Raw genomic sequence first — 24,902 nt, forward strand, 5'->3', positions numbered from 1 at the left:
AACTTCGCAGCAAATTTCAAAATTTGAAACCGGTACATTTTATAGCAATTTTTGTGGCATTAGGTCTTATTGCTGCATTATATTTTGGTGGGAACACCTTAAAGCCTAAAGAGAATAAACCTGCACCTGCTGGCCCTATGGCCGGTGGCGGCACACCCGGCGAAATGCAAGCCAGCATGGTTGATATTCCCGAACCTGCAAACTTTGATACTTTATTGGCAAATGCCAAAATGAAACTTTCACCGGCAGCACAAGCCGAAATAAGCAGGCAGGAAAATACGATAACAAGAGGCGATGTAAAAGAACAGAAAGTATTGGCTTTAGAGACTTTGGCTAAGCTTTGGCAGAATAATAAAAACCGTGCAATTGCAGCTTATTATTTCGCCGAAAGCGGAAAATTGGAAAATTCACAGAAAAAGCTGAACTTTGCCGCCCATTTGTTAGCGGAGGAGATGCATGAGGAGAAAAATCCGAATTACAAACAATGGATGGCAACAGTTGCTATAAGTTCTTTACAACAAAGCATAGCCTTGAATCCAAGTGATACAAGCCGCATTGACCTTGCGGATATATATATCAACGGAACAGGCGAAACAATGAAAGGAATTGAACAATTACTTACAATTGTAAGACAGGATTCCACAAATATTCCTGCCAATGTGATTTTGGGCAGAATGGCTGTTGAGTCGGGACAATTGGACAAAGCAATAGCAAGAGGCGAAACTATTTTGCGTGTAGATAAAAATAATATCGAAGCACATTTATTTCTTGCCGAAGCTTATAAAAGAAAAGGCGACACCCAAAAAGCAAAAGCGCTTTTTGAAGAAGCCAAAACTATCATGAAGAATCCGAGTTTCAGTAAAGATTTGGATGCGTACATGAAAACTTTTTAATAAAAATTAAAAAGTCAAAAATTAAAAATGAGGAAAGCAGTGTAAAAATCAGACAATAAATGTTGTTCTTTGATTTTACTTGCATTTTGAATTTATATAATACAATAACATTTATTAACAACAAAATTATTTGAGCTATGCCAAGTGGTAAAAAAAGAAAACGTCATAAGATTGCAACGCATAAACGTAAAAAACGTTTGAGAAAAAATCGCCATAAAAGCAAGAAGAAATAAAAACAGCCAGTTAAAGAACAGCACTTTTTATATTAAAACAGCTGCCTGATTTTTTACTGATTTGTGAAATGTTAACCCGGGATTTCCGACTCTCAGAGCGGGTTTCGGGTTGCATTTTTTTGTAGCCTTTCTGATGTGGCTACCCTTGCTTGTGTTATATTTTGCCAAAGAAAATACTCATTTTATTAAATTTTAATAGAGTGCGGACTTATTTAATTGGCAGAATAATTTGAGATGAATAAAGTTGATTGTAAAGCATTTGTTTTTACAATACAACATTTGACAGAACGACAAAAAAGATATCATGAACAAAGAAATGATTATCAATGCGTCGGACGATGGTGTGGAAATTGCGCTTTTAGAAGATAAGAAACTTGTAGAGCTTCATTACGAACATAACAATTCGGCATTTGCCGTAGGCGATTTATATCTTGGCAAAGTTAAAAAACTGATGCCGGGCCTGAATGCAGCTTTCGTGGACGTTGGTTTCGAAAAAGATGCATTCCTGCATTATACGGATTTAAGTCCTTATATAAAATCATTGTTGAAGTTTACTCAGCAATCCATAAAGTCGCAGGACCCAAATGGATTTGATTTTGGTAAATTCCAGAATGAGCAGGAAATTTTAAAGACAGGTAAAATTACCGATGTTCTAAACCAAAAACCGGAAATAGTTGTTCAGATTTTAAAAGAACCTATTTCATCAAAAGGCCCAAGGTTAAGTTGCGAGCTTTCTTTTCCGGGAAGATTTGTGGTATTGACACCTTTCAACAATTTTGTTTCTGTTTCCCGTAAAATACATTCGGGAGAGGAACGCAAGCGATTGCAAAAAATTGTGGAAAGCATCAAACCTAAGAATTTCGGAGTGATTGTAAGAACTGCCGCCGAAGGCAAGAATACTGCTGAGTTGCATGCCGACTTAATGGATCTTGCCGAACAATGGCGCAGTATTCAACTGAACCTGAAAGATGCCAAACCGCCTAAACGCATTATGAGCGAGCAGGCAAAAACCACATCCATCCTCCGGGATTTGCTGAATGAAAGTTTTCAGCGCATTGTAGTAAATGAAAAAGGAATTTTGCAGGAAACCAAAGAGTATATTTCCCGCATTGCTCCCGAAAAAGAAGAAATTGTACAGTTATACCAGAACGGACAGGGGATCTTTGACTTTTATGGTGTAACACGTCAGGTGAAAGCCGCTTTTGGCAAAACCGTAAACATGGGCAGCGGTGCTTATCTCATCATTGAGCATACCGAAGCGCTACATGTGATAGACGTAAACAGCGGCACCCGCGGCCCCGATGGAAACCAGGAGGAAAGTGCCCTGAAAACCAATCTGGAAGCAGCCGAGGAGATTGCCAGGCAGTTAAGATTGCGTGATATCGGAGGCATTATCATCATCGATTTCATCGACATGAAATTGCCCGATAACAAGAAAAAGTTATTTGAAGCGATGAGCGAATTTATGACGGGCGACCGCGCACGTCATACCATTTTACCGATTTCAAAATTCGGACTGATGCAGATTACGCGTCAACGTCTGAGACCTGAAATCAAGATTACAACTTCCGAGGTTTGCCCGAGTTGTAAAGGAACTGGTAAAATAGGGCCTTCGTTATTGATTACGGATGAACTGGAGAAAGATTTCCATTATCTGATCAATCAGGGTCATCGCAAATTGAAATTGCATGCGCATCCTATGTTGATAGCTTATATCAAAGACAAAGGATTCTGGCGTTCCCTGCAATGGAAATGGTACCGTAAGCATAACGTATGGTTGGAACTTTATACCGACAATAATTATCAGCTTACAGAATATTACTTCTTTGATAAGAAGACCGATGAGGTAATTAAATTGTAATTATTTCCAAGGTAAAGAAATTGAAAATGCCCGGCTCATCGCCGGGCATTTTTTTATTATTACAAAATACCTGTCAAGATTAAGGGAAGTTAAATATTATGAAAATAATAAGCATTTTATTACATTGCAATTCATAAACCTCTGTAACTATGAAAAAAGCAATACTCTCTTTATTTGCACTAACAACTGCCTGGGCTGTTGGTGCACAAGGTGTTTCCATCAAGACAAAAGACGATGGCAGGTTTTTATATGGCAATAGCATCCATTTTGAAGCCGGTGGACATGGTTTGGTATATTCTCTGAATTATGAAAGAAACATTATAAATACCAGGCATTTCAAAACCTCTATGCAAGTTGGCTTGTCGCTTTATCCGGGGGCCCTTGATTTGGTAAGTAATGTATGGATTCCCTATTCTATTAATCAATTATTTTCCCTGAACCAACATCATATTGAAACAGGTATAGGACTTGTGCTGACACAAAGCGCAAACGGATTTGCAGAAGGGCGGGGCATTAATAAATACTTCAATACTTATTATTCAGCAAAAATTGGTTACCGTTACCAGAAACCTAATGGAAGGATGACTTATAAAGTTCTGTTCACACCTTTATGGGAGAAAATATATAATTATACAGAATTTCATCCTTTGGGTGCTTTTTCTATCGGTTATAATTTTTAGAATCACTTCACTTTATTCTTCAGCAACATATATCGTGCCGTCTGGAAATAAGCTTCTGTAAGCTGATGATAAAACTGTTTGGAATCATCATGCAGATTTACGGGTTTATTATTAAGAATACTCCAGATCTGCGGAGGAAATTTGCCTGCAATATCATAATTATAAAACACATCATTATTTACAATTCCGATACGTTTCTTATCGGGATTGTAAATGAATGCCGCCTGTAATCCTTTATTTTCCTGAATGTTTTTACTCAATAAATCCCTTCCTAAAGTTGTGTTGCGATAAGCAACCTTTGCGAGTCCGGCAGCAGTAGGCAATACATCGCATTGACTCACCGGGAAATCATATTCCTGATGCTGAAAAATTTCAGGAGCATAGAACAGCAAAGGCACATGCATGCTTGTCAGTTCTTTTGTCCAGGCTTGCGGGAACATATTACCGGCATCACCACCAATACCATGATCTCCTACAAAAACAAAAATGGTATTCCTGAAATAACTTTCCTTTTTGGCGGCTTCTATGAATTTCTTAAAGCAGAAATCTGTGTAACGGAAGGCATTATATTCGTCTTCCGATTCAAAACCGAATTGATGCAGGCTGTCGGCAGTAATATGTTGAACTTTAAATTCAGCTTTATCTTCATCAGGGATGGTATATGGCCTGTGATTATCGGCAGTCTGCACAACAGCAATAAATGGCTTCTGTTGCTTTGCGAAAATTTTATTGGCGGCCAATAAAAGGTTTTTATCGCTTACACCCCATACATCCACTTTTGCAGCATCATAATCATCCTGTTCGTAAATATGCAAATCGTGAATACTATTTGTAAGGAAACCCCGGATATTAGCCCAGCTGAGGCTTCCGCCAATCATGTAATATTTTTCATAGCCCGAAAAGTCATTCATGATAGTATGTTGGTTTACAGCAGAAGGATTACGGCTTGAAGTCCTTGATAAATCGACATCGGGAATGCCCGTGACAGTTGTCCATACGCCGCGGGCCGTTCCATAACTTGGTGTAAAACATCTGTTGAAAAAGATACCCTGCTTACACATTTCATCGAAATAAGGTGTTGTGTTCAAGGGATTGCCATACATCGAGCTTTTATAACTGCTGAACGATTCGCAAATAACTACTACTACATTCCGTGCTTCACTCAATTGTGTATCTGGTTTTACGATGCGTTCAAAATTAAGATTGCTGCTGTCCGGTTCCGTTATGCCCAGATAAGTCACCATCAATGGATAAGCTGCTTTTACCTTTTTCAGATCATAAGTAGATTGGCGAAATTCCAGAGAGCTGGCGAAAGATTGAAAAGGATTCAGCGCGGCATTGGAAGCATAATCATTACCCATAGAAAAAGCGTCGCTCCAGCGTAAGGGATATTGACCGACGCGGCCAAAAATCAATAATGCAAGCAACAAGAAATAACCTATCCCATAAATACCTTTGGATTGCCTGGTTAGAACAATATTGTCCTTTTTTATTTTCCTGTATAATAGTTTTATTATGAAAAGAAATGCCAGCAATGCTATTACTATGGCAACTATTATTTTTATTACAGGATAAGTTTGCCACATCATGCTTGCAGAAGTCTCTGCATCTGCAACGTAATTCAACAAGCTTGCATTCAATCTTTCGTTCAGGTAAGCATAGTTAGCAAAATCTACAGCGTAAAAAATACCGATTATGATAATAAACACGCTCCATACGATCAAAGCAAACCTTTTACCTGCGCGTGTTTCAAAAGGATTCAAGAACGGAACAAGGCCTTTTAAAAATAAAATCAGACTGACGATTGCTATAATCCTTGCATCAAAGCGAAGCCCCAACCATAATATTTCAGCAACAGGGACAGGCTGACTTCCGGATGGTGCAGGAAATATATTCAGGAATACAATGCGCAAAACCGTCATTAAAAGAAGGAATAAAATGCCACAGCCCAAAAGCCATTTTATATTTTTAGGAACCGCAAATTGCTTCAATGAAATTTCTTTTTAGATAAAATAATACTGCAAAAATAGGCTTTACAGCTACACTATTTGTAAATTGCCGACTTATGTCCCCCTGTTTAACGTCCACTTTTTTATTTGCTGACAATATGTTGTCCCATCTCAAGGATTGGGACATGCGATGTTTCATTAAAATAAACGTGGACTGGACCGGTACTTTCGGCGATTTCCTGATGCCTTTGATGCGCGACCAGAGAGTCTGGTATCCGCTATATGCTTTATTGCTTACTTATGTTATAGTGAAGTTCAAATGGAAGGCTGTTCCGTTTATATTGTTTGGTGTAGTTACAGTGGCATTATCCGACATTATCAGCAGCCATTTTCTTAAAGATTTTATAGGAAGAATAAGGCCTTGTCATGAAGAACAATTAGTAGGTATCATGAAACTGCGGGTTGGCTATTGCCCAAACAGCGGCAGCTTCACTTCTTCACATGCGGTCAATCATTTTAGTCTGGCTACTTTCTTTTATCTCGCATTACGACCGTATTTCAAACGATGGGCATTGCTGTTTTTCCTTTGGGCAGGTTTAATAGCTTACGCACAAGTTTATGTCGGTGTGCACTATCCGGGCGATGTTTTGGGTGGTGCTGTCTTGGGAATGCTGATAGGAATTCTTACGGCTTATTTTTTCAGGCGCTATTTTAACTTTCAGAAAAATCCTTTTAAGAAAGAAGCCCGGATTTAATAATATTCTTTAGAAATCCCGAAATCATACAATTAAAAGAATTTTCAGGCAGATATTCTTTTCTTTTCCTGTCTCCAGATTATATAGGAATAGATAAAGGGAAAGAATGCAATTGACAATGTTACAATCAGGAAAATCTGATTCATCAGCACTTCATTGTTCAATATAAATGGCAATACAGCCAGAAACAAGCCTGCTACTACCCAGATTTTACCTGCAAGCTGATGCGTTTTCTTCCATACTATTTCATTTTCTAATGCCCACGGAGAGCGGATTCCGATGAAATAATTCGGCTTTAAAGCAGGAAAGAAATTACCCAATACGGCAAAAAATAATCCTATGCCTGCAAATAAGAAATTCCCGGTATGCCCTATATTCTGCTTATAAGAAATATAGATGGTAATACAGGCAATAGCGGTGATAAAAAGCAATACGATAAATCTTATTTTTTCAAATTTACCGCCCTGTTGTAATCTTTGCTTCGGATCAATTCTGGGAATAACGAGGAATAATAAGTACATCATCAGGCTTAAACTCGCAGGTATAAACCAAAGACTTTCCTTGCTACTCCAGCCATTCGCCTTTCCATCAATACCAAAATGTGTCGGCACCGTTTGCGGCAAAGAAGCATACACCCAACTTAAAAATACGTATGGAAGGATGCACAGCAACCAATAGAATATTTCTTTTTTAAAATGAATTTTCATCTTTATTGATTTTAGATAATTAAGGTTATTTCCGAAGTGATAATATCCATTCAAGAACATCGTCAAGCACAGTCGTATTAATACTATAAACTATAAATTGTCCTTTTTTTTCAGAACCAACTAAGTCTGCCTGTCTTAAAATCTCCAGATGATGCGAAATACTCGGCTTTGAAATATGGAACAAATCTGCAATTTCTCCTGCAGTCAAATCCTTCTCACGCAAGTGTTTCAGTATCTCGCGACGTATTGGATCATTTAATGCCTTAAATAGATTATTCAATGAATGATTAGATATTTAGACAAATGTCTAAATATTATCTGATAAAAACAAATGCCACATCGGCATTTTGATGTGGCATTCTTGTTATTCCTTATTATGCATTTACAAATTATCAGCAGCATCTCTTTCTTTGCGCCAATCTTCACGGTGCTTTCTCAGTGGATGATCTTTAGATTTGTTGAATATTTTTATACCGTTTTCGCGTCCGGCACGTAAGGCTCTTTGTTCTTCTTCAGGCAAATGATGTTCTGTCACACAGGCCTCGCTACAACAACCATCGTGTTTTACAGCACAGTCTTCACATTGAATAAATAACAAATGGCAACCGTCATTTTTACAGTTGGTATGTACATCGCAAGCCTTTCCGCATTGATGGCAATGCGCAATCACATCTTCTGTAATGCGCTCTCCAAGTCTCTCATCAAAAACAAAATTCTTCCCGATAAATTTCAACGGAAGATTTTGCTCTTTAGCCTTTCTTGCATATTCAATAATACCACCTTCCACATGAAATACATTTCTGAATCCGTTATGAAGCATATAAGCGCTTGCTTTTTCACAGCGAATACCGCCTGTACAGTACATTACAATATTTTTATCCTTATTGTCTTTCAGCATGTCTAATGCCATTGGCAGCTGTTCTCTGAAAGTATCTGACGGTACCTCTATTGCATCCTGAAAGTGTCCTACTTCATATTCATAATGATTGCGCATATCCACAAACACTGTTTCAGGATCATCAATCATTTGATTTACTTCGTCAGCTTTCAGATATTTACCAACGTTGGCGGGATTGAAATTGGGGTCGTCGATACCATCGGCAACAATCTGATTGCGCACTTTCATACGTAATACCCAAAACGATTTACCGTCATCATCTACCGCAATGTTCAAACGTACACCGTTCAATTCAGGAGCGGCATTAAACAGTGTTTCCTTAAAAGCTTCAAATTGACTTTCAGGCACGCTTGCCTGTGCATTAATCCCTTCGTGCGCAATATAAATGCGGCCAAAGACTTTTAAAGGTTCAAATTGTTTGTAAAGCGCATCCCGAAAGGCCTGCGGCTCATTGATGTGGAAATACTTGTAAAAGGAAACTGTAGTACGCGGCTCGGTTTCTGCCAACATACGTGCTTTCAGCTCCTCATTAGAAATACGGTTGTGTAACACTGGCATGGTGCTCTTCCTTATTTGATTAGAGGTAATTAAATTATCGCCGCAAAATTAAAGAAAAATAAATAAACGTCAATTGGAGGTAAAGATTACTTCAGCCTTCTCAAACCATCCATCGCATCTTTTAAGTTAGGATTGAAAACCAAGGATTGGTTATAAGCTACGACAGCACTATCTTTCTGATGCATCGTTTCAAAACATTGCCCTTTATAAAAATAGGCTTCTGCATCATTTGGCTGGCTTTCAATGGCCATATTAAAATGACGCAATGCCTTTTCTGTATTTTTTTCCTGATAAAATATTTTGCCTAAAGCTATGTACGCATCGGTATAATCGCGATCTCTGAGAATACAGTCAGTGTAGAATTCCTTTGCTTTAGGAATATCTTTTCTATCCGCATAAAAAGAAGCCAAATCATACAAAGGTGTCACATCCATTGTATCAAGCCGGAAAGTCTGTTGATATTGAGGAACAGCCATGTCATTATCTGACTCGCTGTATAAAGTTGCCAATCCGTAAGAAGCCTGATAATTAAGTGGATCGGTTTTTAAAACAGCAAGCAATGTATTAATCGCAGATGCTGTATCCTTCTGAGCTGCAAAAATTTCCGCCTGCATTAACATTGCCCCGGCATGTTGTGGTGCAGCAGCCAAAATCTGGTTTACCTGATGCTTGGCATCTTCTACTTTATTATCAGCAAGAAATGCTTTGGCCAATAAAATTCTTGTGTTCACATTACCTGAAGAAACTTTCAGGTTTTCCTGCAAAGCCTTTATGGCCGCATCGGTGTGACCTAATTGCAAATTCAGATAACCAATGGTAAAAGAATATTGCTGATTATTTTTATCTAAACTTTGTGCCTTTATTACATCAACCAAAGCAAGGCTATCGTTGTTAATCTGAGAAAGTGCTTCGGCACGACGGAAATATAATGCTGCATCATTCGGATTTTCCCTGATTGAATCCGTTAATGGCTGGACGGTGGGATTATGATAAGCGGGATTTGTTTCTTCAGGCTGCGATGAACCGCAGGAAACAAGTATCATTCCAAGAATAAAAAAAGGTGCAATTATTTTCAGCATAATTTTGGAAACGTATTTCAATTTTGAACCAGAGCAAAAGTAAGATAACCGCATTAATCAGGCATGGCAAATATTAACCAGCTTTATACATTTTCGTTGTGTCATTTAAAATTCATATTCAATAACTTAGCAAAAAATAGCTTTAATAAATGGAACGTGTAAAAATATTCGTACAAAAAATTCAGGAGTTATATTACAGCAAACACCCCAAATCGGCCATAGACATAGATTTGATGCTGGATTATACAAGGGTTATGTATATTGATTTATTGGAATGGAGAAAAGAATTCACAGAACCGGTTCAGTCGGATGTTAATACAGTAATGCAGGAACATGCTGCAACAAATAATGAAAACGAAACGGAACAGCAGTCATCTGTTCAAACACAGGAAACGAAAGATGAACCCGTAAATGAAAATATAATTCAGCCTGCAACAAAAGAAGAAACGGAGCCTGCAACAAATAATTCAACAGAAACAGAAGAAATTACACAGCCGGAAACGCAGGTTGAAAATATTCCCACGCAAGAAGAAGAAAAGGAGCCCGAACCTGAATTGGTTCAGGAATTTCCGGAGGAGGAAAGCATTGCTGCTTTATCGCAAGAGAACACAGGCATTAGTTTTGAAGCACCTGCTCCTGCAGAACATTTTGTAGCAATTGAAGACACACTTGTTGAAGAAGCTCCGGTAGAAACACAGACGGCTATTGAAATTCCGGCTCCTACACCTGCCGAAATTCCTTTGCCTGAAATAAAAAAGTACGAGCCTGCAAAGCTGTTTGACAGCATTGTTGAAACAAAAGACATCAGGACTTCTATCGGCATTAATGATAAATATCTTTTTTTAAATGAGTTGTTCAATAATCATAAATCCAATTATGAGGAGACATTGGACAAACTAAATCAGATAAAAACATTGAACGAAGCCAAAGACTGGGTAAAAACAAAAGTCGCAGCCAATTTACATTGGGATGATAATGACGGGACGGTTAAAGGTTTTTATGCCTTATTGGAAAAACATTTTTCTGCCAGGTAATCCATAATTCTTTTGGTAGCACCTAACTGAGCCAAAACATACATCTTTGCGTTGTTGCTTAACTGCAGCAACGCATTTTTATTATTTAAAATAGCATTTGTAAATTCGTTTGCACTCGAAATGCTTTTGGCTGCATTGATTTCTATCATCTCAACAGCTTCTCTGTAACGGTCATACGTCGGACCAAAGAAAATAGGTTTACCAAAAACAGCGGGCTCTATAACATTGTGGATCCCGCTGCGTGTAAAACCGCCGCCAACCCAGATAACATCCGCATACTTATATAAATAGGACAATTGTCCCATTGTATGTATGATACAAACACGGCTCCTTCTGAAATCTTCTTCATTTGTTGCCCATAAACAACTTTCACAGGGAAACAAGCCCTGGATTCGTGAGATATTGACATCATTTATTTCATGCGGCGCCAATAAAAGTTTGTATTCCGATGGCAGAGCTTTCAAAGTCTTTTTTAATAAAGCCTCATCATCAAACCATGTGCTTCCGGCAACTATAAGTTTATGGTTTTCTTTAAAAACTTCTATTGTCCTGAAAGATTTATCCATCTCCAGCACTCTGGCAGAACGGTCAAATCTTGTGTCTCCTGCTATTTGTACATTCCTGATTTGAATATTATAGAGCAATTTTGCAGATGCTGCATCCTGTACAAAGATTTGCGTATAAGCCTGCAACATTGCCCGATACAAGCTCCCATACCATTTAAAAAAAGGATGACGTGGCTGAAATATAGCAGAGAAAAGGATTACAGGGATTTTACGACCCTGAAGGGTTTTAAGATAATGATACCAGAATTCGTATTTTACAAAAAGAACACAAACCGGGTTTATAAGTGAGATAAATTTTTCTGCAGTCCTTTTACCATCCAAAGGAAGGTAAAAAATATGATCTGCATGCTCATAATTCTTTTTAGCCTCAAATCCTGACGGTGAAAAAAAAGTAAGCACTATGCTGTATTCAGGGTATTGTTCTTTAATGGCTTCAATAATAGGGCGGCCTTGTTCAAACTCTCCTAATGATGCACAATGAATCCATACTTTCTTTCTTTCATCATTTTTAAGATCTGTTTCAACACGTTTTAATATACGCTTTCTTCCTTGTACAAATAATTTTGCTTTGGCATTGAATAATGAAGCGAGGCGCAAGCCAGCGCCATAACATGCAATGCCGATATTGTACAGAAAAAGCTGGATAGGAAAAATATTATTGGTTAAATCTTAATGTCAATATGTAAACCATCATAAGCCATAAACATGCCTGCGGGCAAATCTGCTTCCAATGTTGCATGTAAGCCAAGTTGATGGCTTGCATGGGTAAAATATGTTTTGGCAGCTCCTATCTCTTTTGCCAGCTCTATTGCTTCACTCAATGTAAAATGAGAAACATGCGGTTCATGCCTTAATGCATTTAACACTAAAATTTCAGTCCCCTTAAGTTTTTCAATTTCTTCCGGTGCAATGTAGTTGGCGTCCGTTATATAACTGAAATTTCCGATCCTGAAACCATAAACCGGTAACTTATAGTGCATAACATGGATTGGTTGAAACGTAACATCTCCAATAGTAAAAGGTTCGCCGGTTATGGGGATAATATTTAAAACCGGAATACCTGGATATTGAACGCCATTAAACGCATATTGAAATTCTCTGCGAAGGACCTCTTCTGTATACTTATCGGCATATAAATCTATGCCGCTATTTTGCCAGTAATTAAAAGCTCTTACATCATCCAGGCCTGCAACATGATCTTTATGACCGTGTGTAAAAACAACTGCATCTAAGGTAGGAACTTGTGCACGCAACATCTGATAACGAAAGTCAGGACCTGTATCAATAACGATACTTGTATTTTCTGTTTTAACCCAGATGGATGCTCTTAAACGGTTATCTCTTGTGTCCGGGGAAGTACACACGTTACATTTGCAGCCAATAAATGGAACACCTTGCGAAGTTCCGGTTCCTAAGAAAGTAATTGTAGCCACGATTATAAATCCATTTTGGTTTGTACCGGATTGTTGTTTTCTCCGGTATTATTCTCGAGTAGTTGCTTGTACCATTTAAGCATTTCGCCACTCAGCTCATCTTCATTCACCTGCAAGGTTGGTAATATTTCTATTAAAGCATTGATTCTGCCTTCTACATTCAGGAAGCGATTAATGACGGCAATACGCTTATCTTCCAATACACAGAAGCCGGAATTGAAATTGCCTTTCTCGTAGCGCACACGGTAACGTGCCTCTTCAAAGAGTTGTTCCAACTTTTTTAATGTGTTTGGTGTATATTTGAAGCTCATTGCTGCGTTATCTTTTTGAATAGCTGACAGTAAAATTAATCAGGCTTTTTAAATCGGTAAAAATATTATTCCGTATTAACTATATGATATTAAAGACCAAAGATTTCAGAAACAAGGCTGAAATCCCGAAGGATAAAGGTAACAAAATACTTGCAATCCTTTTGTTTATATTATCGATTACCGCTTCGCAACTGCATGCGCAGGATTACAAACCCGAATATCATAACATGAGTGCAGGTTTGATAGGTGGCATTGATTTTGCGCAGGTGGATGGCGACGGTTACAAGGGTTATAACAAAATGGGCATTACCGGTGGCGGCGTGCTTTTCATGCCTTTCGGGCAATTGGAAAATTTCCCGATAGATGCTACGATTGCATTGAGTATGGAAGTATTATTTACACAAAAGGGTTCAAAAGGCAACGATCCTGTCCCCGGTATATTAAGCCAGAATATTAATATGCAGTATGCCGAGGTCCCTTTTCAACTGAACTTATATCGTGGTCCCCGCAAATCCGGTTTTGGCATGGGGCTTTCCATCGGATATTTGGCCATAAGCGAAGAAACTATTGTAACAGATCAGGGCGTATCATTGAAGAATGGCAATCCGTTTAATAAATTTGATTTGAATTATGTGCTGACGGCTAATATCCATTTATGGAACGGCCTTTTCCTCAGCCCTAAATTTCAATATTCCCTGCTTTCTGTACGGGATAACAATAGTATGTATGGCGGCCGCGATCAGCAGTTCAATAATGTAGTGGCATTAAGGTTGATGTATTTATTTAAAAATGACAGTAATAATTAGAAATGAAATATTTAAAGATAGTTTTTGCCATAGTTATATTATTCAGTGCTTTACAAGCTAAAAGCCAAAGCAATTATTCAAGTGCTTTGAGTGGTTTTGAAAATGAATACCAGAATTGCCTTGATAAAGGAGACAATATGCTGGGCTGTTCGCAACAATATTATCAGCAATTGGATGGCCTGTTGCAGTCGGTTTTGAAGGATTTGAAAACCAGCATGAAAGTCAGTCAGAGAACAACATTCAGAAATGAACAAACAGCCTGGACCCAAAAGAAAGAAGCTTATTTCAGGCAATTGCCTAAAAGTGTAAAGGAAGATAATGAGGATTTATCGGGCGCAGATCTGCAAATGGTAATACTGGACAAAAAGTCGGAATTTTTGATTGAAAGGATAAATGAGTTAATTGGAATGGGGGGAGATATTGGAGATTCCGGAGACGGCAATTAATCTATTTATATTTTATAATAACGTTTACAAGAAAAACAATCCGTTATCAAGATATATTAAGTAGTAATGTATTATTGGTCCTATTTTTGGCATACCCTAAATCTGGTTAGTCATTTAAGATTAATAAACATATCTATTTGCCCGTGAGAAAAATTATACTCTTCATCTGCTTCCTCTTTTTATCTTTCTATACAAACGCTCAGCCAACTTGCAATGGTGTACTTGGAGCACCTATTGTGAATGTAAATTTTGGACAAGGAAATAGTACTCAAGCCGGTTATAGCCCCTTCTCTGCATATGCACCCGGGTTAACTACCAATACAATCCTTCAGCCATCAGGGTTTTTAAGTGCTGCCAATACTTCCGGGTTAGTAAAAAATGGTACTACATTTGGTTCAGCCCCCCAATGGTTAGCAACACCCGATCATACGGGAAATAGTTTTGGCCTGTTTATGGGTATCAATATGCCTGACAATATTGGAGACACAGTAGTTGAATATATAATGACCGGCCTTTGTCCGAATACAACTATGCAATATTCTATCTGGTTGGTAAATCTTATGGCTCCAACACATCCGATGGTTGTATCAGGCAGTTCCTTAATTCAATATCCCAACATGATAATGCGTATTATCGACGCATCCAACAATGTAATTGGTACTTTTAATACAGGAAATGTACCTACAGATGGGCTGTGGCATCAATATGCCTATCTTTTTAATAATGGCACAAGTTCTACAGTAAGACTTCAATTAATCAATAACACATCAGGTTCAGATTATGGCAATGATGTTGCTTTAGATGATATAACGGTCAGGCCTTGTGTGCCTGATGCCGACATTTTGCCGAAAATAGATACTACTTTTTGTAAAACCACATCTTTAACATTCACTGGAAATATTACCTCCAATGTATATAATCCGGCCAATTATCAATGGCAGTATAGTACAAATCAGGGGAATACCTGGACCAATGCCGGAGTTCCGTCAACCAACAATACATTCAATTTCGTTTTCTCCACAACTAATGCGCCAACTGAATATTGGGTTCGTTACTTAGTTTCACCGGGAAACACATCAGCAACTACAAATTGCCATGCCACTTCTGATACTTCCAAAATCAGGATAGATACGATTGCCCCTTTTCATTTACCTCCGGATACAACTATTTGTTCAAACATCAGTTTGAATTTAAGTGCAGCAAATGTAAATGCCTCAAGCTACCTTTGGAATACCGGCGCCACAGCTTCAAATATTAATATAACCACTGCCGGAAACTATTGGGCCATTGCCTCTTCACAATATGGCTGTAAAGAATCGGATACTATAAATGTTACTGTAACTCAGGTCAATAACCCTGATCTTGGAAATGATACCGTTTTTTGCATTGGCACACAATACAATTTAAATGTTGGCAATACGAATGCAAGCAGTTATTTATGGAATACCGGAATTACGGGCCCTGACATTACAGTAAATGCAAGCGGAGATTATTGGGTCAAAGCATTTTTCGGTAATTGCAGCAGTTCAGATACTATTCATATTGATTTCAACCCGGCACCCGAAGTTAATCTGGGAAATGATACATCATTCTGTTTATTGGAATCTTATACTTTAAATGCCAGTACTGCAAATGCAAATGGTTATTTATGGAATACCGGAGCTACAACGCCTGCTATTCAGTTAAACACAAGTGGTTTATATTGGGTTAGGGTAAGTTACCTTAACTGTTTCAATACCGATAGCATTCAGGTCGATTTCAAGCAATATCCGATACCTTATCTTGGCAACGATACTTCCTTTTGTGAGGGTTTTCAATACACATTAAACATTAGCGATATAAATGCTGATAGCTATTTATGGAATACGGGTGCAACAGGTACAACCTTACAAATAAATACACCCGGAGATTATTGGGTTAAAGCTTCTTTTGACGACTGTTTTACATCTGATTCTGTCCATATTGATTTTAATGAATATCCCATTGTCGACTTAGGTGCGGATACAATGATTTGCGAAGGCATAGAAATTACACTTAAAAGTTTTAAAAACTACCCTGACGCAGTTTATAAATGGAATGGCAATGCCGATTATAATCTTCCCGGCCTTTCAGTTGAAACAGCAGGTAAATATTGGCTTACAATTACCAATTCGCCTGATTGCACAGGTAGCGATTCTATAGAAATAAAAACAAGTAAATGTAAATGTGATTTGATGGTTCCTAATGCATTTTCACCTAATGGTGATGGGATAAATGAGGTCTATCTGCCAAGGCTTATTTTTGAGGGATGCCCCTTGGATCATTATAGAATGTACATCTACAACAGATGGGGACAAAACGTTTTCTTTACTACAAATCCCCTTAAAGGCTGGGATGGATATATGAACAATATACCTGCAGATGTCGGCACATATATGTATTACATTAGTTTTCAGGATTGGACTTCTGGTCAGGTCAAGTCTTACAAAGGAGATCTAATGCTTATCAGATAATTATTATTTTAATTAACCTTCAATATTCAAATATGAGAATATCATTTACCCTATTTTGCCTGCTATTATGCTCAAATATTAATGCCCAGACTATTTATCCGAGCGGCGTTACAAACTGTATAGCACGATATGATTTCAGTACTACGCAAACGACTGTTACAAGCTTACAAGACGTTAGTGGAAATAATAATAACTCATACGTGGTTCAGGATATTGTTCCTACTACAAGCTGGAGGAATTTACCAAATAAAGCAATGCTTTTTAATGGTTCAAGCAGCTACGCAATCATTCCCGATGCTGCTAGTTTAAGGACTCAGGCCGTGACTATGGTAGCTTTAGTTAAATTAAATGGCTTTTATGATGGTGATTGCCAATTTTCACAAATACTTACTAAGGGTTATCCGGGATATATACCAGGGCAGTATGCTTTAGCACTAACGGACGATGTATATGACCATGATTGCCACAGTTTCAGCTCGACACATCAACAACTTATTGGATATTTTAACGAATCATACACTACTCCGGGTATGCAACCGAACCCAGGCAATTATGTCAGCACCGGGAAATGGTATTTTCTTGCAATATCTTTTGATGGGCCAAATTTGAGTTACTATCAGGTACCGATGGATGCCGGTTTCCATTACAATAATATTGCACCAATCTACTCAGCTTCAAATATTCCGAATTCTATGGGTGTAAATACACAGGATATTACCATTGGAAGAACATTTAATCCTCCTTTTCCATACTGGTTTAACGGAGCAATGGATGAAATTGTATTATTTAATAAGATCCTGAACACGAAGGAAATTCAAAGCGTATATGATTATTTATGGAATGATGGTGCACCTGCAACAGTTTCAACAGTTGATATAAAAAATCAGATTTCAGATTTTGTGCTTTATCCAAATCCCGGTAATGGCTCCTTTACAATTACAGCAAATACAACTTTTGATAATGGCGAATTACCTTATCAAATAATAAATACATTAGGACAAGTTATTTATAGTGGCTTACTTACTGCCGATAATGGAATTATAAAACAAAATATCAGCATACCAAAGGATGTTGCTAAAAGCGGTACTTATGTATTTGTTGTAAATCAAGCAGGTATAAAAGTTGTAAAGACATTTACGCTATTGAAGAATTAGATAATTTTTTTCGTGAAGGAAGAGGAGGGCTTTAAAAAATGCCCTCCTCTTTGCATTAAGGTTAATTTAAAAAGAAGGTAACATTGACGCTCTTCTATTTCATAACTTTGCCTCTTATTGAAGCAATATGCAGGATTACGCGGCGTCATTGACGCAATATGAAAGATTGAAAACACGTGAAGTAAATGTGGGTGGTTTGTTGATAGGTAATTACAATCCTATTCGTTTGCAAACTATGACCACAACAGATACGATGGATACCACTGCTACTGTGGCTCAGACCATCCGTTGTATTGAAGCAGGTGCAGAACTGGTGCGTATTACAGCACCATCCAAAAAAGAAGCTGAAAATTTATTGAATATAAAGAATGAGCTAAACCGCCTGGGTTACCATGTGCCGTTGGTGGCTGATATTCATTTCACACCTAATGCCGCAGAAATTGCTGCACGTATTATTGAAAAGGTACGTGTCAATCCGGGCAATTATGTGGACAAGAAAAAGTTTGAACAGATTGAATATACCGATGCGGAATATCTGGAAGAAATTGAACGTATCAGGGAGCGCTTTACGCCACTGGTAAAGATTTGCAAGGAATATGGAACGGCAATGCGCATCGGCACCAACCATGGTTCATTAAGCGACCGCATCATGAGCCGCTATGGCGATACGCATATCGGTATGGTGGAAAGTGCGATGGAGTTTTTACGTATTGCGCGTGATGAAAATTACCACAATATCGTATTGAGTATGAAAGCCAGTAATCCGCAGGTTATGGTGCAGGCTTACAGATTGCTTACCGGCACTATGTTTCAGGAGTTTGATGAATGTTATCCTTTGCATCTTGGTGTTACAGAAGCAGGTGATGGTGAAGATGGCCGCGTGAAAAGCGCTGTGGGCATGGGAACCTTATTGGAAGATGGTATTGGCGACACTGTTCGTGTAAGCCTGACGGAAGAACCTGAAGCTGAAATTCCGGTATGCAGGGATTTGGTAAAACGATATCCACAGGCGACTGATATTCCTTCTGAAAACTCCAATGAAAAGATTACTGTAAATACTCAAAAATATAATACTTCATTTGCTGTCGGAAATATCGGAGCGGGGCATGTTCCGGTAGTTATTGCTGATTTTAGTAAAGTAGAAAATATTACGCCGAAGTCACTGGAAAGCATTGGTTATACTTATGATGAAGCAACTGACAAATGGAGCATAAGTGATTTAGCTGCCGATTATATTTTCACCGGCAAACCTGAATTATCTTTTGCATTGCCCGGAACATTAAAGGTTATCACCTGGCCGCAATATTGGGCTGAATCTACTGACCAGACAAAGTATTTCCCCATTTTCTCAGATGCCGAATTTATGGAGGCCGATGCTGAAAGCGATACATTGAACTTTGTAATGATAGATGCAAGTGGTGCTGAACCATTGCCTTCAGAGATATTGGAAGATTTGTCAAAAGACAGAACCGTTGTAATCTGCCTGAGCAGTACCGATAAAAATGCCATGCAAAGCATCCGCAAAAGATACTGGGAACTGGCAGCTGCCGGGGTTCAGAATCCTACTATTATTATTACTGACAGCAATTGGAAAACTGCAGATGAACATCTTATTCATTATGCTACAGAAGCCGGCGCTTTGTTGCTGGATGGATATGGAAATGGTGTTTGTTTCGGAATGACAGCAAATGCCTACAAAACCTTCTCTGCTTCTTTTGAACAAGAAACATTATCCGGAAGAAATTACAATACCAATGCAAATATTGAGCAATTTGTAAACTCAACAGCATTTTCCATATTGCAGGCCACACGTACCAGAATTTCCAAAACCGAATATATCAGTTGCCCTTCCTGTGGGCGGACATTGTTCGATTTACAGGAGACAACCGCCATGATCCGCAGCAGGACCAATCACCTGAAAGGAGTGAAAATAGCTATTATGGGATGTATTGTAAATGGTCCGGGAGAAATGGCTGACGCAGATTTTGGTTATGTTGGCAGTGGTGTGGGGAAAATCACACTTTACAAAGGCAAAGATGTTGTGAAGAAAAATGTGGATAGTGATGTTGCTGTCGATGAATTGATAAGTTTATTAAAGGAAAATGAAGCATGGGTGGAACCTGCGTAGATTTACACTTTTATCAAATGGCAGATGGGATTAACTTTCCATCGGCCATTTGATAAAAATTACATGCTCACCCCCATTCCCGGCACCATAGGCACACTAATTAATCCATTATCATAAGTCAGCCCTTTCCCAATATTTTCAGCGAGTAATAGAGGCCCATCAATATCAGCATAATTTGCCAAAGGCAATAAATGAGCCAGTGCCGTAGCGCCGACAATAGTTTCGCACATACCACCCAGCATAATTTTTTTCTTTGCCTTTTTAGCAGCCCTTATCATATTAAGAGCTGGCGTAATACCGCCACATTTTGATAGTTTTATATTAATACCGTCATACAGTTCCAAACACGCTTCCGCATCTTTTTCTTCCCTGCAAGCCTCATCTGCAATTATCGGAATCTGTGTCAGTGTTTTGAGCTTTTTCATGCCTTCAATATCATTCCTGTCCAATGGCTGCTCTATCAGTTCAATCTTCATTTCTTCGAGTAACGGAAGTATTTTTTCAAGTTGGTCAATAGTCCAGGCCTCGTTCGCATCAATCCTTATAATGGCATCGGTAGCTTTCCGCAGGGCTTCCAAAGAAGATAAATCATTTTCGCTACCAACTTTTAATTTATATATAGGTGATGGTTTAACTTTCACCCGTTCCGCAATCTCTTCAGGACTATTGATGCCAATTGTATAATCCGTTAAAGGAATATTTTTCCATTGCAGGCCAATAAGTGAATACAATGGACGACGGTTCAATTGCGCATATAAATCCCAGCCCGCCATGTCCAAAGCCGATATCAGAAAATTTTGCCCGGGAAACAAATGATGCAGAAAATGCCAGAATCGTTCAGGGCCATTCAAGGCATATTTTTCTAAAACCGAACGATTTTTTTCGAGCAACACAATCATTTCATCCACATCTGCGTTATAGTACCCGATTGAAGTTGTTTCGCCGTAACCAACCATGCGGCCAAGGCTTAAAGACAATATCAGCGTAGGTTGATGCGTTTTTAGACCTTTGGAAATGGCAAAGGGATATTCAAAAGGGAGATCGTATGATTGATATTTTAATTGCAACATGCGGATTGTTTGATGCAAATCTCTATAGAACCGGACAAACGAAGAAAAAAATTTATTTTTAAGCCCGCGCAACCATTATCTTTGCGCCTCAATTGTTATAGTAAATATGAAGAAAATCATTGGAATGCTGACTTTGGCCTTAGCTTTTATGTCAGCAACTCATGCACAGGAGAATCCTGAAAACCCTGTGAAAAAAGTTATTAAACCATCGCGCGATTTTGTAATGTTTCAGCTTACTTATGAAAACTGGTACAATACACCCGATTCTGTAAACATCGGCGGGATTGGCCGTGGTTTTAATGCTTATTTGTGTTATGATTTTCCGATTGCAAAATCCAATTTCAGCTTTGCAGCAGGTCTTGGCGTAGGAACCAGCAATATTTATTTTAATAATCAATTACTGGTATTGAATAATCCGACAGGCATTGCCACATTCAGAAATGTGGATTCAGGTGGTGTAAACAATTATAAGAAAAGTAAACTGACAACTGCCTATCTTGAAGCACCTTTTGAATTTCGTTTTTTCGGTGATAAATACAATCGCAACCGTGGATTCAAAATGGCTATAGGTGCACGTGTCGGCATGTTGATAAATGCACATACCAAAAATAAAAACTCTTTAACCGGTCCGGTCATTACAGAAAAAGTTTCATCAAAAACTTCTTTTCAGACCTGGCGTGTTGCCCCTACTTTCAGAGTCGGATGGGGTAATTTCTCCTTATATGGTTCAATGAATATCACACAATTGTTCAATTCCGGGCAAGGGCCTGAAGTGTACCCTTATTCTATAGGACTATGTGTTACAGGACTTTAATCTGAAATTTCACAAAGTCACAAATATTAAAAAATCCCCGGCAGAAATACTGTCGGGGATTTTTCTTTTAGAAAATTATTATCTGCGTTTCATGGAATGTTGTTCCTGTTCCATGTGAATAACAGAAGATTCAATACCATATTTTTCCTTGATGTGCCGAGCCATACATTCAGCTGCAAAAACAGAGCGATGTTGTCCGCCTGTACAACCAAAAGAAATACTCAGATGGTCAAACCCTCTCGTTATGTAATCATCTATAGAAATATCTACTGTTGAAAAAACACTTTCCAGAAACTGAGGCATGAGTGTTTGGGTCATCAGGTATTCTTTTACAGCAATATCTTTTCCCGTTTGTGTTTTATAAACCTCTATTCTTCCCGGATTCAAAATGCCCCTGCAATCAAACACAAATCCGCCGCCATGACCGGTTATATCTGCCGGGATTCCTTTTTTATAGGAAAAGCTATATAGGTGTATCTTGAGTTTGGTGTCAACTAACAATGCTTCATTCAAACCTTCAAACTGTTTTGTGATTTCAGGCCTGACCAATTGTTCCAGCACATATCTCAACTCGCTGTAAGCCGGTATATGGCCGTAAGTTTCAAGAAACTGCTTTAACTGCTGTAATGCAGGTTTAATACTTTTAATAAAGTGCGGTTTACGCTCCAGCAATCCCCTGAAACCATAGGCGCCAAGCGTTTGAAGAATACGCAACAGTACGCAATCCAAATAGGTTTTCCTGAATTCCATTTCATTGAAGCTTGGAATTTCAGGCAAAGTCTTTAATGCTTCAAAATAATAATTGACCAGTTCATTCTTCCAGTCATTCGGCAACTGGGCCCTTGCCTGCCAAAGCAGAGAGGCAAGGTCGTATTGCGGCAAACCCTGCATGCCGCCCTGATAATCTATAAAAGCGACCTCATTATCAACAACCTGAATGTTACGGCTCTGAAAATCGCGGTACATAAAGGTTTGTGGCCTTACTGCAGAAAGATGTTTGCTCCATTCCTCCAGCTCCTCCAATAAGGCAGGTTTATTATACTGAACCTTCATCAGGTCGGCAAAATAAAACTTGAAATAAAGCAAATCAGCAAGAATCTGTTGCCGATCGAAAGAATTGGCAGCATAACAAAGAGAATAATCAATTTCTTTACCGGCAGCCCAATGGAAATGAACTAAATGCCGGATGCTTTTTTTGAAAAGCTCTTTCGTTTCCGGCGTAAAGCCTTCTTTATTCAAAATATCGAAAAGAGAAGTATCGCCTAAATCCTGCAAAAGATAATATTGCTTATCACCGCTCCTGGCAAGGATTTCCGGAACAGGTAGCTTATGCTTTGAAAAAACCTGACTGAAATAAAAAAAGGTATTGTTTTCTTTTTTATCAGGATTATAAGCGCCGATGGCACTGTGTTTCGCACTTCTCAACCGAACATATTTTCTGTCTGAACCGGATGGTGGAATCATTATGATTTCTTCCGGGGCTTCATCAAAGTGTTTTGTAAAAAGATCTGTAAGTACTGTGGTTAAATTCTTGACGGGCAAAATAAAAATTTTTATTGGTTCTTGGGGTAATCAAAATAACTCAGGTGATGCTTAACATCCCGAAATTCGCGCCAGTGCTCTGCTTCAAACGAAATCCCGACAATTGCACATGTCGGTAAATCTGTAATCGGCAGGTCTCTCAGCAAATCAAACGCAAATTGTGTAATACCGGGATTATGCGCTACCATGAATAAGGTTTGTACTTCATCATTAATATCCGTTTCGCTTATAACAGACTCAAAAACGGCCGGGGCAGCATGATATAAGCGATCTATATATTGAATGTCTTCTTTTTCATAACCTACTTCTTTTGCAATAAGCCTTGCTGTTTTTGCAGCTCTTTTGGCAGAGCTTGAAAGAATCAGGTCCGGAATAATTTGTTGCTTCAGCAGGCGCTGACCCATAACAGGCGCATCTGCTTTTCCTCTTTCATTCAGTGTTCTTTCAAAATCAGGCTGACCGGGTGTATTCCAGTCTGATTTTGCATGTCTGATCAACACCAATGTTCTTTTCATAGAAATTCAGTATTTATTTTTTATAATACTGTAAACTTAATTGTGTTCCGTCAAAAACGGCATAGCTATTATATTTTATCCAATCACCCAAATTGATATACAGGCTTTCGGGCTCCAGCTGATAAGACAATGCAAGATGTCTGTGGCCGAAAATGAAATAATCGTAATGTTTTTCTCTCAGTTTTTGCCTGCAAAACTGCACCAGCCATTCTTTATCCTCTCCCATAAATTCGGCTTCGGCCTCTACATGCTTCGGTCCTTTTCTGCTGAAATAATTGGCAATACCAACTCCCGTATCCGGATGCAATCTTCGGTACAACCATTGTGCCAGCGGATTTCTGAGCACACCTTTCAGGAATTTATATCCATGATCGCCGGGACCAAGTCCGTCGCCGTGTGCAATCAGAAACCTTTTCCCGTTCACTTCAATTTCTATCGGATGATGATGCACCGGTATATTCAACTCTTCTTCAAAATAACCACGCATCCAGAGATCGTGGTTGCCCGTAAAAGCCTCAATCTTTAATCCTGCATCGCTCAGTTCGGCAAGCTTCCCAAGAAAACGGGTATAACCTTTCGGTATTACATTTGAGTATTCAAACCATACATCAAAAATATCGCCTACCAGGTAAAGACAATATGCATCTTTACGGATCTCATCCAGCCATTGACAAAGTAACTGTTCGCGTTGCCTGCTGGCTTCCTTATCAGGAATGCCAAGGTGAAAATCGGAAGCAAAATATATTTTTTTACCCTCGGGTAACTGCATTGTAACGAATAGCGGTGTATAAATGATAAGGTCGCAAAAATACTGAAATTAGACGGATGAAACAGCTAAATAGTTTGTGCGCTACATTTTTATGAGTGTGTCATTATATTAAAACAGAGAAGATTATGATTGGTTGATGTAATTTACCGATGCAATCTTTATAAAACATTTTTTCGTTTCAGGAAAAATCTTACTTTTGCAGCCCTTCA

23 protein-coding genes are annotated in these 24,902 nt (G+C 38.5%); 11 read left to right on the top strand and 12 right to left on the bottom strand.

The window, feature by feature from the left end; all coding sequences use genetic code 11:
- Positions 1-23 precede the first annotated feature (23 nt).
- From F0919_RS06965 to F0919_RS06975, 3 genes are all read left to right on the top strand, one after another.
- Positions 24-893 carry a tetratricopeptide repeat protein gene (locus tag F0919_RS06965; protein ID WP_150031985.1) on the top strand — a complete coding sequence of 290 codons (870 nt, stop codon included), beginning with the start codon at positions 24-26 and terminating at the stop codon, positions 891-893.
- A gap of 537 nt (positions 894-1,430) precedes the next feature.
- The gene (locus tag F0919_RS06970; protein ID WP_150031986.1) at positions 1,431-2,987 is read left to right on the top strand and encodes an Rne/Rng family ribonuclease; all 1,557 of its coding nucleotides are present in this window, start codon (positions 1,431-1,433) and stop codon (positions 2,985-2,987) included.
- A gap of 149 nt (positions 2,988-3,136) precedes the next feature.
- The gene (locus F0919_RS06975) at positions 3,137-3,667 is read left to right on the top strand and encodes a hypothetical protein (protein WP_150031987.1); all 531 of its coding nucleotides are present in this window, start codon (positions 3,137-3,139) and stop codon (positions 3,665-3,667) included.
- Positions 3,668-3,669: 2 nt separating this feature from the next.
- Here the strand turns inward: F0919_RS06975 and F0919_RS06980 are convergent, their stop codons facing one another.
- The gene (locus F0919_RS06980) at positions 3,670-5,658 is read right to left on the bottom strand and encodes an LTA synthase family protein (RefSeq protein ID WP_150031988.1); all 1,989 of its coding nucleotides are present in this window, start codon (positions 5,656-5,658) and stop codon (positions 3,670-3,672) included.
- A gap of 143 nt (positions 5,659-5,801) precedes the next feature.
- Between F0919_RS06980 and F0919_RS06985 the strand changes: the two genes are divergently transcribed.
- On the top strand, positions 5,802-6,371 hold the full coding sequence (locus tag F0919_RS06985) for a phosphatase PAP2 family protein (RefSeq protein ID WP_190277295.1): 570 nt from the start codon (positions 5,802-5,804) through the stop codon (positions 6,369-6,371).
- Positions 6,372-6,415: 44 nt separating this feature from the next.
- On the opposite strand, the gene F0919_RS06990 is transcribed toward F0919_RS06985, so the two are convergent.
- The 4 genes from F0919_RS06990 to F0919_RS07005 form a co-directional block, all read right to left on the bottom strand.
- On the bottom strand, positions 6,416-7,078 hold the full coding sequence (locus F0919_RS06990) for an SdpI family protein (protein WP_190277296.1): 663 nt from the start codon (positions 7,076-7,078) through the stop codon (positions 6,416-6,418).
- Positions 7,079-7,103: 25 nt separating this feature from the next.
- Positions 7,104-7,358 carry an autorepressor SdpR family transcription factor gene (locus tag F0919_RS06995; RefSeq protein WP_150031991.1) on the bottom strand — a complete coding sequence of 85 codons (255 nt, stop codon included), beginning with the start codon at positions 7,356-7,358 and terminating at the stop codon, positions 7,104-7,106.
- Between the two features lie 102 nt (positions 7,359-7,460).
- Positions 7,461-8,534 carry an oxygen-dependent tRNA uridine(34) hydroxylase TrhO gene (gene trhO / locus F0919_RS07000; RefSeq protein ID WP_150031992.1) on the bottom strand — a complete coding sequence of 358 codons (1,074 nt, stop codon included), beginning with the start codon at positions 8,532-8,534 and terminating at the stop codon, positions 7,461-7,463.
- Between the two features lie 86 nt (positions 8,535-8,620).
- Positions 8,621-9,613 carry a tetratricopeptide repeat protein gene (locus F0919_RS07005; protein ID WP_190277297.1) on the bottom strand — a complete coding sequence of 331 codons (993 nt, stop codon included), beginning with the start codon at positions 9,611-9,613 and terminating at the stop codon, positions 8,621-8,623.
- A 149-nt stretch (positions 9,614-9,762) separates the two neighbouring features.
- Here F0919_RS07005 and F0919_RS07010 point away from each other — a divergent pair, with 149 nt between their 5' ends.
- Positions 9,763-10,647, top strand: a complete 885-nt coding sequence (locus F0919_RS07010; RefSeq protein ID WP_150031994.1) for a hypothetical protein — start codon at positions 9,763-9,765, stop codon at positions 10,645-10,647.
- On the opposite strand, the gene F0919_RS07015 is transcribed toward F0919_RS07010, so the two are convergent.
- The 3 genes from F0919_RS07015 to F0919_RS07025 all read right to left on the bottom strand — a co-directional run bounded on the left by F0919_RS07015 (position 10,611) and on the right by F0919_RS07025 (position 12,957).
- Positions 10,611-11,810: a 3-deoxy-D-manno-octulosonic acid transferase gene (locus tag F0919_RS07015; RefSeq protein ID WP_190277298.1), complete on the bottom strand. Its 1,200-nt coding sequence runs from the start codon at positions 11,808-11,810 to the stop codon at positions 10,611-10,613. The genes F0919_RS07010 and F0919_RS07015 overlap by 37 nt on opposite strands.
- A 65-nt stretch (positions 11,811-11,875) precedes the next feature.
- Positions 11,876-12,646 carry an MBL fold metallo-hydrolase gene (locus F0919_RS07020; RefSeq protein ID WP_150031996.1) on the bottom strand — a complete coding sequence of 257 codons (771 nt, stop codon included), beginning with the start codon at positions 12,644-12,646 and terminating at the stop codon, positions 11,876-11,878.
- Positions 12,647-12,648: 2 nt separating this feature from the next.
- The gene (locus F0919_RS07025; protein WP_150031997.1) at positions 12,649-12,957 is read right to left on the bottom strand and encodes a hypothetical protein; all 309 of its coding nucleotides are present in this window, start codon (positions 12,955-12,957) and stop codon (positions 12,649-12,651) included.
- Between the two features lie 83 nt (positions 12,958-13,040).
- Between F0919_RS07025 and F0919_RS07030 the strand changes: the two genes are divergently transcribed.
- The 5 genes from F0919_RS07030 (at position 13,041) to ispG (ending at position 19,983) form a co-directional block, all read left to right on the top strand.
- The gene (locus F0919_RS07030; RefSeq protein ID WP_150031998.1) at positions 13,041-13,763 is read left to right on the top strand and encodes an outer membrane beta-barrel protein; all 723 of its coding nucleotides are present in this window, start codon (positions 13,041-13,043) and stop codon (positions 13,761-13,763) included.
- Positions 13,764-13,765: 2 nt separating this feature from the next.
- A complete protein-coding gene (locus F0919_RS07035) occupies positions 13,766-14,209 on the top strand; it encodes a lysozyme inhibitor LprI family protein (RefSeq protein WP_150031999.1) in 444 nt (147 codons plus the stop codon).
- A 143-nt stretch (positions 14,210-14,352) separates the two neighbouring features.
- Positions 14,353-16,701 carry a gliding motility-associated C-terminal domain-containing protein gene (locus F0919_RS07040; protein WP_150032000.1) on the top strand — a complete coding sequence of 783 codons (2,349 nt, stop codon included), beginning with the start codon at positions 14,353-14,355 and terminating at the stop codon, positions 16,699-16,701.
- Between the two features lie 32 nt (positions 16,702-16,733).
- Positions 16,734-17,855 (top strand): LamG-like jellyroll fold domain-containing protein, encoded by a 1,122-nt coding sequence (locus tag F0919_RS07045; protein ID WP_150032001.1) that lies wholly within the window; start codon positions 16,734-16,736, stop codon positions 17,853-17,855.
- 127 nt (positions 17,856-17,982) lie between these two features.
- Complete coding sequence (gene ispG / locus F0919_RS07050) at positions 17,983-19,983, top strand: (E)-4-hydroxy-3-methylbut-2-enyl-diphosphate synthase (protein WP_150032002.1); 2,001 nt, start codon at positions 17,983-17,985, stop codon at positions 19,981-19,983.
- A 59-nt stretch (positions 19,984-20,042) separates the two neighbouring features.
- Here the strand turns inward: ispG and F0919_RS07055 are convergent, their stop codons facing one another.
- A complete protein-coding gene (locus F0919_RS07055) occupies positions 20,043-21,053 on the bottom strand; it encodes a dipeptide epimerase (RefSeq protein WP_150032003.1) in 1,011 nt (336 codons plus the stop codon).
- Positions 21,054-21,159: 106 nt separating this feature from the next.
- On the opposite strand from F0919_RS07055, the gene F0919_RS07060 reads away from it, so the two are divergent.
- Positions 21,160-21,867, top strand: a complete 708-nt coding sequence (locus F0919_RS07060; RefSeq protein ID WP_150032004.1) for an outer membrane beta-barrel protein — start codon at positions 21,160-21,162, stop codon at positions 21,865-21,867.
- Positions 21,868-21,945: 78 nt separating this feature from the next.
- Here the strand turns inward: F0919_RS07060 and F0919_RS07065 are convergent, their stop codons facing one another.
- Genes F0919_RS07065 through F0919_RS07075 form a run of 3 tightly spaced genes read right to left on the bottom strand, consistent with a single transcriptional unit; the run spans position 21,946 to position 24,693 of the window.
- Complete coding sequence (locus F0919_RS07065; protein ID WP_150032005.1) at positions 21,946-23,409, bottom strand: RapZ C-terminal domain-containing protein; 1,464 nt, start codon at positions 23,407-23,409, stop codon at positions 21,946-21,948.
- An 11-nt stretch (positions 23,410-23,420) separates the two neighbouring features.
- Positions 23,421-23,924, bottom strand: coding sequence for a SixA phosphatase family protein (locus tag F0919_RS07070; protein WP_150032006.1), 504 nt, complete (start codon positions 23,922-23,924; stop codon positions 23,421-23,423).
- Positions 23,925-23,937: 13 nt separating this feature from the next.
- Entirely contained in the window at positions 23,938-24,693 is a 756-nt protein-coding gene (locus tag F0919_RS07075) for a UDP-2,3-diacylglucosamine diphosphatase (protein ID WP_150032007.1), read from the bottom strand.
- Between the last annotated feature and the right edge of the window lie 209 nt (positions 24,694-24,902).

It is taken from the genome of Taibaiella lutea (assembly GCF_008629695.1).
Classification (GTDB): domain Bacteria; phylum Bacteroidota; class Bacteroidia; order Chitinophagales; family Chitinophagaceae; genus Taibaiella; species Taibaiella lutea.

Excerpts from the sequence above, each read along its gene's own strand:
- F0919_RS07005 (WP_190277297.1), bottom strand. The coding sequence starts at position 9,613 with ATGCTGAAAATAATTGCACCTTTTTTTATTCTTGGAATGATACTTGTT.
- F0919_RS06990 (WP_190277296.1), bottom strand. The coding sequence starts at position 7,078 with ATGAAAATTCATTTTAAAAAAGAAATATTCTATTGGTTGCTGTGCATC.
- F0919_RS07025 (WP_150031997.1), bottom strand. The coding sequence starts at position 12,957 with ATGAGCTTCAAATATACACCAAACACATTAAAAAAGTTGGAACAACTC.
- F0919_RS07075 (WP_150032007.1), bottom strand. The coding sequence starts at position 24,693 with ATGCAGTTACCCGAGGGTAAAAAAATATATTTTGCTTCCGATTTTCAC.
- F0919_RS06985 (WP_190277295.1), top strand. The coding sequence starts at position 5,802 with ATGCGATGTTTCATTAAAATAAACGTGGACTGGACCGGTACTTTCGGC.
- F0919_RS06975 (WP_150031987.1), top strand. The coding sequence starts at position 3,137 with ATGAAAAAAGCAATACTCTCTTTATTTGCACTAACAACTGCCTGGGCT.
- ispG (WP_150032002.1), top strand. The coding sequence starts at position 17,983 with ATGCAGGATTACGCGGCGTCATTGACGCAATATGAAAGATTGAAAACA.
- F0919_RS07045 (WP_150032001.1), top strand. The coding sequence starts at position 16,734 with ATGAGAATATCATTTACCCTATTTTGCCTGCTATTATGCTCAAATATT.
- F0919_RS07060 (WP_150032004.1), top strand. The coding sequence starts at position 21,160 with ATGAAGAAAATCATTGGAATGCTGACTTTGGCCTTAGCTTTTATGTCA.
- F0919_RS07010 (WP_150031994.1), top strand. The coding sequence starts at position 9,763 with ATGGAACGTGTAAAAATATTCGTACAAAAAATTCAGGAGTTATATTAC.
- F0919_RS07070 (WP_150032006.1), bottom strand. The coding sequence starts at position 23,924 with ATGAAAAGAACATTGGTGTTGATCAGACATGCAAAATCAGACTGGAAT.
- F0919_RS06970 (WP_150031986.1), top strand. The coding sequence starts at position 1,431 with ATGAACAAAGAAATGATTATCAATGCGTCGGACGATGGTGTGGAAATT.
- trhO (WP_150031992.1), bottom strand. The coding sequence starts at position 8,534 with ATGCCAGTGTTACACAACCGTATTTCTAATGAGGAGCTGAAAGCACGT.
- F0919_RS07055 (WP_150032003.1), bottom strand. The coding sequence starts at position 21,053 with ATGTTGCAATTAAAATATCAATCATACGATCTCCCTTTTGAATATCCC.
- F0919_RS07030 (WP_150031998.1), top strand. The coding sequence starts at position 13,041 with ATGATATTAAAGACCAAAGATTTCAGAAACAAGGCTGAAATCCCGAAG.
- F0919_RS07035 (WP_150031999.1), top strand. The coding sequence starts at position 13,766 with ATGAAATATTTAAAGATAGTTTTTGCCATAGTTATATTATTCAGTGCT.